This is a genomic window from Nostoc sp. DedQUE02, assembly GCF_034531035.1.
Taxonomy (GTDB): domain Bacteria; phylum Cyanobacteriota; class Cyanobacteriia; order Cyanobacteriales; family Nostocaceae; genus Nostoc.
The window spans coordinates 86847-99817 of record NZ_JAVRBY020000009.1 but is presented as its reverse complement, the minus strand read 5'-3'; the positions used below and the strand labels follow the sequence as shown (position 1 = coordinate 99817).

Annotated in this window: 11 protein-coding genes; 7 read left to right on the top strand and 4 right to left on the bottom strand. The window is 40.5% G+C overall.

The window, feature by feature from the left end; translation table 11 throughout:
• Positions 1–502: 502 nt before the first annotated feature.
• Positions 503–1540: a response regulator gene (locus RMX98_RS10950; RefSeq protein ID WP_322681548.1), complete on the bottom strand. Its 1038-nt coding sequence runs from the start codon at positions 1538–1540 to the stop codon at positions 503–505.
• An 89-nt stretch (positions 1541–1629) separates the two neighbouring features.
• A complete protein-coding gene (locus tag RMX98_RS10945) occupies positions 1630–2055 on the bottom strand; it encodes a hypothetical protein (RefSeq protein WP_322681549.1) in 426 nt (141 codons plus the stop codon).
• Positions 2056–2284: 229 nt separating this feature from the next.
• Here RMX98_RS10945 and rppA point away from each other — a divergent pair, with 229 nt between their 5' ends.
• Both rppA and RMX98_RS10935 read left to right on the top strand, forming a co-directional pair.
• The gene (rppA, locus tag RMX98_RS10940) at positions 2285–2965 is read left to right on the top strand and encodes a two-component system response regulator RppA (RefSeq protein WP_322681550.1); all 681 of its coding nucleotides are present in this window, start codon (positions 2285–2287) and stop codon (positions 2963–2965) included.
• A gap of 143 nt (positions 2966–3108) precedes the next feature.
• Complete coding sequence (locus tag RMX98_RS10935; protein WP_322681551.1) at positions 3109–4389, top strand: HAMP domain-containing sensor histidine kinase; 1281 nt, start codon at positions 3109–3111, stop codon at positions 4387–4389.
• A gap of 103 nt (positions 4390–4492) precedes the next feature.
• Here the strand turns inward: RMX98_RS10935 and RMX98_RS10930 are convergent, their stop codons facing one another.
• Positions 4493–4990, bottom strand: coding sequence for an amino acid permease (locus tag RMX98_RS10930; RefSeq protein WP_322681552.1), 498 nt, complete (start codon positions 4988–4990; stop codon positions 4493–4495).
• A gap of 522 nt (positions 4991–5512) precedes the next feature.
• On the opposite strand from RMX98_RS10930, the gene RMX98_RS10925 reads away from it, so the two are divergent.
• The 5 genes from RMX98_RS10925 (at position 5513) to purT (ending at position 11387) form a co-directional block, all read left to right on the top strand.
• Positions 5513–6367 (top strand): mechanosensitive ion channel family protein, encoded by an 855-nt coding sequence (locus RMX98_RS10925; protein ID WP_322681553.1) that lies wholly within the window; start codon positions 5513–5515, stop codon positions 6365–6367.
• A gap of 453 nt (positions 6368–6820) precedes the next feature.
• Positions 6821–7771: an ABC transporter ATP-binding protein gene (locus RMX98_RS10920; RefSeq protein WP_322681554.1), complete on the top strand. Its 951-nt coding sequence runs from the start codon at positions 6821–6823 to the stop codon at positions 7769–7771.
• Between the two features lie 44 nt (positions 7772–7815).
• Positions 7816–9576 carry an ABC transporter permease subunit gene (locus tag RMX98_RS10915; RefSeq protein WP_322681555.1) on the top strand — a complete coding sequence of 587 codons (1761 nt, stop codon included), beginning with the start codon at positions 7816–7818 and terminating at the stop codon, positions 9574–9576.
• 103 nt (positions 9577–9679) lie between these two features.
• Positions 9680–10162 (top strand): pentapeptide repeat-containing protein, encoded by a 483-nt coding sequence (locus tag RMX98_RS10910; RefSeq protein ID WP_322681556.1) that lies wholly within the window; start codon positions 9680–9682, stop codon positions 10160–10162.
• Positions 10163–10223: 61 nt separating this feature from the next.
• Positions 10224–11387, top strand: coding sequence for a formate-dependent phosphoribosylglycinamide formyltransferase (purT, locus tag RMX98_RS10905; protein ID WP_322681557.1), 1164 nt, complete (start codon positions 10224–10226; stop codon positions 11385–11387).
• 166 nt (positions 11388–11553) lie between these two features.
• Here purT and RMX98_RS10900 read toward each other — a convergent pair whose 3' ends face one another.
• Positions 11554–12915, bottom strand: a complete 1362-nt coding sequence (locus RMX98_RS10900) for a serine hydrolase (RefSeq protein ID WP_322681558.1) — start codon at positions 12913–12915, stop codon at positions 11554–11556.
• Between the last annotated feature and the right edge of the window lie 56 nt (positions 12916–12971).

Sequence of the window (12971 nt, the reverse complement as noted above, 5' to 3'; positions counted from 1 at the left end):
TCATGCCAAATTTCTGCCCATGTCTCTCTAGCAGGTTGCCCCAGCGCTTTGGGGTGAGTTGCGCCATATATGGGAATCACGGCATCGTTGTAAAGCTGGATGTAGTCCTCTCCCCAGAAAATGATTTGGGCAAAGCGAGACGTGAGCATGGTGCTAACGATGGTACGCAGACCCTGCGACCAGTTCTCGACTGAACCTAATGGGGTGTTCGACCAGTCATGCGATCGCATCAACTCGCCCATCTCGCCACCGCCTGCAAACACATCCAAAGCATGAGCGGCTTTGTTGCTGTCGGTTAAGCTGTCCATATTTCTAAAGCAAGAATATCTACTAAAGTTCTCAATTCTTCAGCTAAGAGAATTTTAGAGTGTTATTTACAAGCTTCTTGAAAAAACTAAAATCTTTTTCTCCCCTGCCCCTCGGTCACTGAGCGTAGCCGAAGTGCTGCCCCTCTGCCCCCCGGTCACTGAGCGTAGTCGAAGTGCTGCTTCTTTTGCTCTCTTTAACCTCGCCCAGCAAGCTGTGCAACCATTGCTATTAACTCCGTTGGTTGAGCAAGTTTATGCAAATGCGACTGGAAACCTGCTTTTATTGCTTTTGCTCGGTCTTCTGCAAGATAAGCTGTCAAAGCAGCAGTAGGAATTTGCCACCCTTTCTCTGCTTCTAGTGCCTTAACTTTCCGAATCAAAGCATAGCCATCTTCATCGGGCATTCTGATATCACTGATTATGACATCGGGACGCGATCGCTCTAATTCAGAGAGTGCCTCAGTAACAGAGGCAACTGTTGTCACCATCACCCCATATTGCTTTAGCACTGCTGTAATCAACTCGCGGGTATCAGCTTCGTCATCTACAAACAGTACGCGTAAGCCATCAAGTCTATAAAGTGTTTCCACAGGTTCGCTCAAGACAGGTTGCTGACTTGCTGCTAATTGCGATCGCTGTACATGCTTGTACTTAGTAATATCATGCAAGCATATCTGTAATAAACTCTGTGTCCCAAAAGCTTCTCGCACAAGTTTCACTAAAAGTAAAGCATCAAAAGCTTGAGCGTTACGCGGACAGATAGTTACTTCCCATTCTTCCACAGACTTTACATTTAACGACTGGTTCAGTTTGGTATAAAAAAATGAGTGTTCTTTGCTAGAGACGTAATGAATTAATGGTTTGCCAACTAATAAACTGGGCAACATATTTAATAATGCAGCAGCAGCATAGTTGATTTCTTTGATTATTCCTTGGGCATCTATTAGCAAATAAGCATTATGTGCAAATTTAAACAAATTATAATAAAGCTTGCGTTCTGTTATTATCTTTTCATTTTGTTGTAGCAGTTGTTCCTCAATGATTTCCATTGTTTCTAAACTAGCCTGCATTTCTTCTTTAAGTAGTTCTAGGTTGCCGATAGAAATGTCAAGAGCTTCTAATTCTGCAATCACCTGTTGCTGTTGCATTGGTGTCTCTTTAATGTATTTATACAGTGTCTCTATCTGCTCTCTAATGTTTTGAAACTCAAATAGTAACTCATCTCTGTTCATAATTAACTTGCCTTTTTACAATACCTTAGCCAAAATAATGGCTCTTTTTGACTTTTGCCTTGCGGTACTAACCTAAAATCGGATCGATGTTATTGTGCAAATTCATAGCGCACTAATTTTCTAATATCCTGACTGGGTAGACCTAGTTCTTGGGCAATTGTCGTTTCTATTTGGTTGAATTCTATTGTTTGAAGTTCTAATTCCAATCGCTTCAGGATGGGATCTGCTGTTTCCACTTCAACCTGGGTAATTCTCTTGGTTCGGTTAACGGTGGCGTTAATGAGTAACACATTGACTGATATTTGTGCTTCGAGTTGGGTATCTGACTGAAGTTTTTTCTTTGTGGAATAGGGCTGGCTTAACTCTTGAGCAGCTAGGAAATTACAACCAAGCCAAAACACAACCGCTACTAGTGGTAGAGGCAACCAAAACTCTAATCCCAGCCCTTGCAGCCAACGTTTACTAATATGCCACACCAATACACCTGCTGCTAATTTTGCTAGCTCATACTTCATCTATATCTTAATGGCAATACTTTTCGGATAAACCCAACAATCTTTTTTTTGGTCTGGGACAAAGGTTACTAGGTTTGGAGTAAAGGTAAATTCAAACCTTTTCCCTTTCCCCTAAAACCTGAAAAGTATCGATCTTAATGGGGTAGACAATCCTCTGAAATCTGACTGATGAAAGAAGTTGAGATTGCTTCAATGGATTATTCTAAACAAGCACAAGTGTATAAAAGTGATGAAAATCTTACTGGTAGAGGATGATCCAAAGCAATTAATGCCGCTACACATGGTTCTCTCTCAGGCTGGACACAGCGTTGATGGTGTTAAGGATGGTGAAACCGCTCAATGGCTTTTAGCTGAAAAAGAATACGATCTGCTGATTTTGGATTGGATGTTACCTCGGATTAGTGGAGTGAGTTTATGTCAACAGTATCGGGCGGCGGGAAAAACTGCTCCGGTATTAATGATTACAGCAAAAGATACCACACCTGATAAAGTCATAGGATTAGATGCCGGAGCTGATGATTACCTGGTCAAACCAATTGATATTATAGAGTTCATGGCGCGGGTGCGGGCATTGAGGAGGCGATCGCCCCTTTGGCAAGGAGACACTCTCTGCTTGGCAGACCTCGAACTTCATCTTGATACATTAATTTTGGAGCGTCAAGAGACGACTGTATCCCTTTCCAGCCAAGAATTTCAGTTGCTAGAGTATTTCATGCGTCATCCTAAACAAGTTTTGACTCGCAACCAAATTGAGCAAGCTGTATGGGAGTGGGGTAGTGAACCAGAAAGCAATGCAATCACCGTTTTAGTTCGTAAACTTCGCCAACGTTTGCAAACATTAGCAGCAGCCGATTGGATTGAAACTGTCTACGGTATGGGCTATCGCCTCAACCCTCCAGAACCATCTTGAAACTTGATAATGGCTGAGACGCAGAGTAGGGAGTAGTGTAGTTCAATTACTTGAAAAGTCTTGTAATTACGTTAGCGTAGCGGTAGCGAGTCCGCGAGCGTCATTACGAATTACGAATTACGAATTACGAATTAGCATAAGTTGTGTTTAACCGCAGTCGTCGTAACTTAGCTCGTTGGTTTACCCTTTCAATGGGGTGCATTCTCATTCTCTTTGCTGGAGTGATTTACAATCTTGAGGTAAAAGACAAGCTCAAAGCATTAGATCAACTGCTTTATAAAAGAGCAGAGCTAATGGCAGCCAGTTCGCAGTATCGGCTGTATCAAGGACAAAAAGAAGTCGATCTGAGCAATATACCGCTATTGGGTAGTGGTTCTCACCCTGCTGATATTGAATTGGTGTATGTTCGCTGGTATGACCCGTATGGCAAACTCAAGCGGTTTTTTGGTACTCCACCTCCAGAAGAGTTAAAAATAGCATCTGAGTTTCTCACGATTAAGTCCGTTGACCAGTTTACAGGTGAGACGCTTTGGCTTCGTCAAGTCACCCTACCTGTTCAAGGAGGAAATTCGGTCATCGGTTATCTGCAAGTTGGTATCCCACTGACAGAAACTCAAAACGATCTTAGAGAATTTCTGTTAATGTTGACCCTTGCTGTGCCTATAGCACTGGGGTTAATTGGACTTACAGGTTGGGTACTTGGCGGCATAGCTATGCAACCCGTTCAGCAAGCCTATAATCAACTACAACGCTTTACATCAGATGCTTCTCATGAGTTGCGATCGCCCTTGTCTGCGATTTTAACCAATGCCCAAGTTGGGTTACTAATGGCAGCAGACCGTCCCCAAATCCATCCCTCAATAGAAAACATCATCGATAGCGCCAAGTCGATGAGTACCTTGGTCAATAACCTACTGCTGTTAGCTCGGCATCAAGGAAAATTAACTCCCAAATCTCTCAAAAAGGTTAATCTCAATAGCTTGCTAGAAAATTTAGCTATTTATTACAATACTGTTGCTGCAAAAGCGTCGATCGAGTTGAGCAGCCATTTACCAGAACAACCCATTGAGTTGTGGGCTGACCCCGATTTGCTGCGCCTAGCTGTGGAAAACTTGCTTAACAACGCCTGTAATTATACTCCATCTGGTGGAACTGTCTGGTTACGCTTAGAACCTCACTCAGATCGGGCAGTAATTCAGGTTATTGATACTGGAATTGGAATTCCAGAGGCAGATTTACCTTACATTTTCGATCGCTTTTACCGAGTTGATACAGAACGTGCCAGAGAAAGCGGCGGATTTGGGTTGGGATTAGCGATCGCTCAACAAATTATCCAGGCTCATGGCGGTAACATTCATGCGATCAGCAATGAGGGTAAAGGCTCGACGTTCCAGATAAAATTACCGTTTATGAGCCATTCTTAAATCACTTTTAAGAAATGATTCATAATGAAAATCTAAAACAAACAGCTATATTTAACGACCTGCTAACAGAGAAGGCACTGTTAACTAGCGAATTCAAGTTAAATTAATCCAAACGTGGACTATTACAAAAACATTTTATAATTGAGCAAAGCTTCTTCAAAGGCGTAGCTGTCGATTGTTTGACAGGTAGTAGATTTAATCCAGTTGCCCCTAAAATTGCCAAGCTAATCAGTAAATGCTTCCAAATAGGTTGAGTAGATGTAAACAGGCTAACTCCATAACTACCAAAAGCCTGTAAGTAAAAGGAAAGCATGACTACATAGCTAAACCACAGTAGAAGATTCAGTGTTCCACTAAACAGCCCTGAACCAAAAGCCTGATTTAAGAAGGTTACTGTCCCGCCTCGACATGGATGAGCTACCGAAAGTTTTGCATAAGCATAAGTAGTTATCAAAGCTATTGTGCCGGCGATCGCAAATGCTAGTGGTGCGCCGACATCAGCTATTTGAATTACAACTCCCAGTGCTGGAAAAAGTCCACCAACAATGCCGCCTACACCCAAGGCCCACACAGACCAAAAACCGATTTTTTTGCTTGACACCTGTAACCTCTTTAAGAATAGATAGTCTTATAGTCATTGATTAGCAGGCATATCATCAAGCTGAGGTTAAGAGGTTGGAAATATAGCGGTTCTCGATCAAATGAGCCATATCCTCAAAATTGAAAGGTTTTATATATAAAGTCTAGCTATACTTCACTAGCATAGGAAGCGCTATAAAAGCCTTGAATAAAGAAGTTGACCCTGCTGGTATGGCACGATTTATGCAGAAATTTGAGATCGGGAGCAACGATTATACACCAGACAAGGATTAAATTTTGGGAAATCCCAGTATCGATTGACATCTTTGCTCGAATTGAGGAGTGGAAAAAACAGCAGTAAAGTCAAAAGTAGATAATTCTGTAAGAAAATATTTATATGTGACAAAAACTGTTCAGATATGCTCCGAGAAGAGTTTGCTATCTGCTGGACATGACAGCAAAAATTAAAAAAAAGTATTTATAGGAGATTTTCATTTAATTTATTGTATGTTGATTGTGTTTCATAATTCACGGGCAAAAAATTATGGATTTCAGACAAATTAGCCTAGTTGCTAGTCAACTTTTAACTCAGTTTGGACTAAAAATTTTAGGGGCGATCGCTCTGTGGCTGATTGCTCAACGCTTGATTGACTTTGGATTGAAGCTTGTACGACGTGCTTTCCGAGGTCAACACGTTGATCCAACACTCATTAACTATCTTCTAAATATCATTGGTGTCACACTGAGAATTATTCTAGTTGTGGCAATTCTCGGCTTCTTTGGGGTTGAAACAACTTCCTTTGCTGCATTGCTTGCAGGAGCTGGCATTGCAATTGGTGCAGCGTGGGGTGGATTACTAGCAAACTTTGCAGCCGGAGCATTTTTAATTGTTTTTCGACCTTTCAAAGTTGGTGATTTCATTACTACAGCAGGCGTGACAGGCACTGTTACAGAAATTGGACTGTTCACAACTAATATCAATACGCCTGATAACGTGTTGACAATTGTCGCTAATAATAAAATATTTGCTGATAACATCCAGAATTATTCTGCCAACCCTTACCGTCGGGTTGATCTAGTGGCTCAACTCCATCATGATGTCAAACATAACGAAGCGATCGCACTTTTGAAAGCGAAAATTAGCCAAATTCCTAATGTCCTCCAAAATCCAGCACCGGATATAGAAATTCTAAATTTCAATTTTGCCGGGCCTGTACTAGCAGTACGTCCTTATTGCAATAACGAGCATTACTGGCAGGTTTACTTCGACACTAATAAAACTATCCGGGAAACCTTTGGTGAGGCTGGGTATCCAGTTCCCGAATACCGTTATGCAATTAGCGGTTCATCTGGTAATGGGATTAATAACGTCATTCCACCACTATCAGAAATAACTTGATACTATAGCAATCCGATTTGATTTCTAAACTTATTTGTGTAGGAGGCAATAGGCAATAGGGAATAGGCAAGAGGCAATAGGCAAGAGGTAAGAGGCAATAGGGAATAGGCAAGAGGCAAGAGGCAAGAGGTAAGAAGCAATAGGTAAGAAGGCTCCTTGAGTTGTATTGAATTTTTTCGGAAATCAAATATAAGTCCTATAGTTGTCTATTGCAAAAGTTTTCAAATGTTTGTAGTAAGCATTAAGTGCTTGAATCTTTAAGGACTAAAGTCTCAACTACAAACTAATTTACATCTCTTAATTAATGTATATAAAAATAGGTAGGATATATGCCTTACCTATTTTTTTGTCGCCAATTTTCTGAAAGCTAGTTTCAATTTCTGAAACCAGCCTGACAAAAACTGTAAAAAAAGGTTAGGTTAACTGTTAATCACAAGCCGCACCCCAGCAGCGATGGTAAAAGAATTAGCAATTTGCACCCGTGGATTAACTAAGCAATTTGACCGGCACGTTGCTGTCAATGATGTTGATTTAGAAATCCAGGCGGGGGAAGTATATGGACTGATCGGGCCGAATGGCGCGGGTAAAACAACTCTCATCCGTATGTTGGCAACTGCTGAGGAACCAACTACGGGTGAGATTTATATTAATGGCGATCGCTTACTCCGTGACAAGAGTAATCCTAAGCTCAAGCGTCGTCTAGGCTACTTACCCGATGACTACCCACTGTATGAGGATTTGACAGTTTGGGATTACCTAGATTATTTTGCGCGTCTGTATCGCTTGCGAGAACCACGCCGCACTCAACGCTTACATGAAGTTTTAGAACTTATTCAACTTGGCAATAAACGCAATAGTCAGATTTCTACTCTGTCGCGGGGGATGAAACAGCGCTTAAGTTTAGCGCGAACCATTATCCACGAACCGATTTTATTATTACTAGATGAGCCTGTTTCTGGGCTTGATCCCATTGCTAGGATGCACTTTCGGGAAATCATTAAGGCTTTACAAGAAGCTGGAATGACTGTAATTATTTCTTCCCACGTTCTCAGTGATTTAGCTGAACTCTGTACTTCTGTAGGAATTATGGAACTTGGCTTCTTGGTAGAAAGTACTTCTCTACAACAACTTTATCAGCGTCTTGCTCATCAGCAAATTGTGATCTCAACTCTGGGGAACTTAGAGGCACTTTTGAGCGAACTAAAACATCATCCTTTGGTACAAGAATCGGAGGTGATAGTAGGAAAAAACAGTGTGCGGGTAAATTTTTCCGGCAAAGATGAAGATAGTGCAGAGTTGTTGCGATCGCTCATCAAAGCAGGTATTCCCCTGACTGATTTTCACTGCACACAAGAAGACTTAGAAAGCATTTTCTTAAAATTAGGTCACAAACAAGCATCTTGATTCGTCAATAAATATCACTCCCCATTTTTGGAGAATTTTTTGCTATGATGCCCAATTTAATAGATAAAATCGGCGATTGGAATCCGCAACTATTGCGGGAACTCAAAGGACGACTGAAATTTTTTAATGTAGCGATCGCAGCTGCAACATCCTTATTACTACAACTGGTAGTTTTTTTATATCAGTTGCGCGAATTTCCTGATAATAAATACTCCCTAACTGGTACATACTGTGGTTTACGTCGAGTATATGAACAAAAACAAAATCAGTTTTACCAGCAATTAGATCAATCTAGAATTGCTGACTTCAATGATTTTTTCTCCAAGAATTTTTGCCCTGCAAACCAAATTGATTGGCAATTGTGGTGGCGAGATCATTGGGAATATATATTCCTCTCGTTGAGTGTAATTTTTATATTTACACTATTAGTTGCAGGAACTTTTTTGCTAATCAACGATTTAGCCAAAGAAGAAACTCGCGGTACGCTGAATTTCATCCGTCTCAGTCCTCAATCAGAAACAACTATATTGACTGGTAAGTTGTTAGGGGTTCCGAGTTTAATTTATCTGATCGTCTTAGTAGCAGTTCCTTTACATTTCTGGGCTGGGCTGTCTGCTAACATTGCCTTTAGTTACATTTTAAGTTACTACGCAATTCTTGCTGCTAGCTGTATTTTCTTCTACAGTGCAGCACTATTATTTGGCTTACTGAGTCGTTGGTTTAGCGGTTTTCAGCCTTGGTTGGGTAGTGGTGCAGTTTTGATTTTTCTATGCACAACGATGGGGCTGGCATCATCTTACAACAATTTAAATAATTCAAGTGCTTGGTTTAGACTCTTTAATCCTTGGGATATAACTAATTATCTATTTCCTAACTTGTTCCACCTCTCCAATGCTTCTCCTCTGAAATACTGGCAGTTTTTCTATTTACCATTAGGAACAAGTGTTGTTAGTGTAGTTGGTTTTCACTTGTTGAATTTTGGATTGTGTAGTTACGGTATTTTGCAAGCTCTTAAACGTTGCTTCCGCAATCCTGAAGCCTCAACGCTCAGCAAAAAGCAAAGTTACTTAATGGTAGGATTTTGCCAGTTTATGATGTGGGGATTTACTCTACAAATTGCTAACAATAATTTCAAATTGGATGAGCAAGTTAGAGACAATTTTGCTTCACTAGCACTGTATAATTTGGTGTTAATTTTTAGTTTAATTGCGGTTCTTTCTCCTCACCGTCAAGATGTACAAGATTGGGCAAGATATCGACATCAGGCAGTTTCTAGCCACAAGAGTGTTTGGCAGGATCTAATTTGGGCTGAAAAAAGTCCTGCACTCGTGGCGATCGCTATTAATCTGGCAATTGTTACTATCCCCTGGCTAGTTTGGATTTCATTTACATCTGTTTTTGATACACATAGCCCAAATTGGGCAGGTGAGAATGTTGACAGGTTGAAAGTACTTTTAGCTATAGCTTTGTCTATCAGCTTAATGATGATTTATGCTACCATCGTTCAATTGATACTTTTGCTGAAAACTCCCAAACGTTCTTTCTGGGCAATAGGTACTATAAGTGTAGTAAGCTTCCTACCACCGATGATTCTACAATTTCTCGGTATCTCTTCGTGGAAATATCCTACTATCTGGCTGTTTTCAACTTATCCTTGGGCAGCGATACAATACTCTGGGGTGACAACAATTTTTATGGCACTCCTAGCAGAGTTGAGTGTTTTAGCATTGTTGAATTTCCAGTTAACAAGACGCGTGAGATTAGCAGGCGAATCTGCTACGAAAGCATTATTGGCAGGACGCTAAGTAAATAGTTATCTATTAGAATCCCGATTTCGTTGAGAAGTCGGGGTTTTTGCATTAAGGTTAAACTTTTAATTAGCATAAGTATCACGACAATCTGACAATCATGCTAAATCTATCGACTCAAGACCTACGCCATACAGCCATCCAGTTTTTAGAAAAAAATCCACCACAGCGTCTACAAATTCTTAAGCAAATGGGTATAGCTCGTTATGAATTTTTAACTAAAATACAACTAAATGAAGCCAATATCATCTGTATAATGCGGTTTTTTAAATATCCCAGTCAGTTAAAGTTTCCTAATCTTATTGGAGCAGATTTATCTGGTTTAATTTTAGATGAAGTAAATTTGATTCGAGGAAACTTATCAGGAGCAAATCTACAAGGTAGTAGTTTAGTCAATGCAGACCTTTTATTTGTAAATTTTACGAAAGCCAACTTGAGAAATGCAGATTTACGAGGTGCAACTCTAAACGAGACTATTTGGTTAGAGACTTTAGTAGATAAATGTCAGCTTGGCGTAGGTACTGGTTTAAACGATCTACAACGTCAAGATTTAGAACTACGTGGAGCTATATTTAATTCTTGAGGAGATGGTAATGAAAACACAAAAAATTATATGATTAAATTGAAATTGACTGGATAAGTTAATGAGTATTAAGTTACCCCAAAAATTGATGTTGCTAGGTTCAGGAGAACTAGGCAAAGAATTTGCGATCGCAGCTCAACGTCTTGGTAATTATGTAATTGCCGTTGACCGCTACGCTAATGCTCCAGCGATGCATGTTGCTGATGCTTTTGAAGTTATTTCTATGCTCAGTGCTGATGATTTAGAAGCTGTAGTGACAAAACATCAGCCAAATATAATTATACCAGAAATTGAAGCAATCAGAACAGAAAAACTGATTGAATTTGAACAGCGAGGGATTACAGTTATACCGACTGCGGCAGCTACTAACTACACAATGAACCGCGACAGAATTCGGGAACTGGCGCATCAAGAATTGGGCATTAGAACAGCTAAATATGGTTATGCAACAACTTTAGAAGAATTAATTGCAGTTTCCGATCAAATTGGGTTTAGTAATGTTGTTAAACCTGTGATGTCATCCTCTGGAAAAGGTCAGTCTGTAGTCCAGGATAAGAGTGAGGTTGAGAAGGCTTGGAATTATGCGATCGCTAATTCTAGAGGAGACAGTCAAAAGGTCATCGTCGAAGAATTTATTAATTTTGAAATCGAAATAACTTTACTAACAATTAAACAGTGGAATGCACCAACAATTTTCTGTTCTCCCATTGGTCATCGTCAAGAACGAGGAGATTATCAAGAATCATGGCAACCCGCAGAAATTTCTGAAGATAAAATATTAAAATCCCAAGAAATAGCTATAAAAGTTACTGATGCTTTAGGAGGAGCCGGAATTTTTGGCGTTGAATTTTTTATTACCAAAGATGAAGTTATTTTTTCAGAGCTTTCTCCCAGACCGCACGATACAGGAATGGTGACATTAATCTCACAAAATCTCAATGAATTTGAACTACATTTAAGAGCTATTTTAGACTTACCAATTCCTCAAATAGAACAGCTAGGAGCCTCAGCTAGTGCGGTAATTTTAGCCTCAGAAAAATCTGATTCTATTGCTTTTAGTGGTGTTGCCGATGCTTTGTCAGAAAAAGATGTAGATATTAAATTATTTGGTAAACCTAATGCTCATCCATATCGGCGAATGGGCGTAGCTTTGGCGAAGGGTATTAATATCGAAGAGGCTAGGGAAAAGGCTATTAAAGCCGCAAGTAAAATCACAATTATCTAATTACTGTAGGGGCTTAAGCTGTCATTATTGTCAACTTAAGCCTGGGCGAATAGAATTCGCGGCTATACAGGCTAAGTCCGCCTCCGCGGACTAAGAGAAAATTAAGGTTTTTTAACCCACGGAGGTGGGTTTTGTTTATGTAAACGCGGTTTCTAACCGCCTATTACTATCTCGTAATACTATTAGGCGAATCAACCGCAGCAACCGGGTTCTCTTGATTCAGGTAATTGTAAACAAGTTGGGAAACTTGACGAATAAAGTCTCTTCCCCTGGTGTCTTTATAGGGACGGGTGACGAAAATGGCGGCCAAATAGCGCTTACCATTGGGCATAGTTACAAATCCCGCATCACCGATAAGAAAGCCGATATCTCCAGTTTTGTTGGCGATAACTGCACCTTTCCCCAAACCGGCGGGAAGCAATGTGTGAATTGTGGTGTGACGCAGAATATCTAAAGCTTGCTCCCGACTTTGTGGCGAAACTAACTTGTTATTCACAACTAAAGCCAGCACCCGTGCCATATCTTGAGAACTTGTGGTGTTGGTTCCTCTCAAATCAGCTAAAAGATGGCGAATTACCGTGTCTTTCAGTCCCCAACTACGAAAACGCTGATTTAGTTTCGCCGCTCCACCTAAGCGATCGATAATCATGTTGGTAGCGGTATTATCACTAATGGTAATCATCTTAGTGATGGTTTCCAAAGCTGTGTACTTCTTCCCAACTCGTTCATACTGCATAATTCCAGAACCATTGGTGACTAAATCACCCCGCATCGTCAGATTTTCCTGAAGGGTGACTTTACCAGCATCTAAATCCTGGAAAAAGGCGATGAGAATTGGCAGTTTGATTGTACTAGCAGCAGGGAAAACGCGATCGCCTCCAATATCCAAATAATCCCCAGTATCCAAATCCAGAAAAAACATTCCTGTTTTCAGAAAGCTGTAGCGACTCATCAAGGCTTTAATTTGAGGTTCCAGCGCTTTCATCGGTGAATGCATTGGAACCACACCAGCAAAGAGAGTGCTATTATCATTCACTCTTGGAGAAATACTCGGAGTTATCTCTAAATATTGCGGCTGGGTTGTAGCCAGTTGTATTGGCTTGGGTAACTGCACAGACCAATGATTGGGGGATTCCTCTTGCAGTTGCACCTGTGCTAAATCAAAGGTGTAACCGGGTGCTAAAGTAACTACCATACGGGTAGTCTCTGCATTAAACTGCTCAATGCGAATGTCTTTAATTACTGGCCCCACTCTTTGACTAGTCTGTGGATATCCTAATGTAACTCCAGACAAATCAATTACCAGACGAGTAGGGTTGGTAAGTAGTTGTACCTTCGGTTGAACATTCTTATCTGTGGTGAAGTCCAGATGATTACGATTGCTATCAAAATGCCAATTTGTGATCGCTACGCCCGCCACAGGCATCGCACCATTAGCTTTAACAGTGGAGCCAAGTAGGATTAAGCTTAAGAAACTGGGTAGAAGCCAGCTAAATTTTACAATGTTTTCTTTGTGTGTGAGTAGCATCAGCGATCGCTTTGTGTGTGAGGAAAATTATTGAACGAACAAAAGCCGCCCACCAT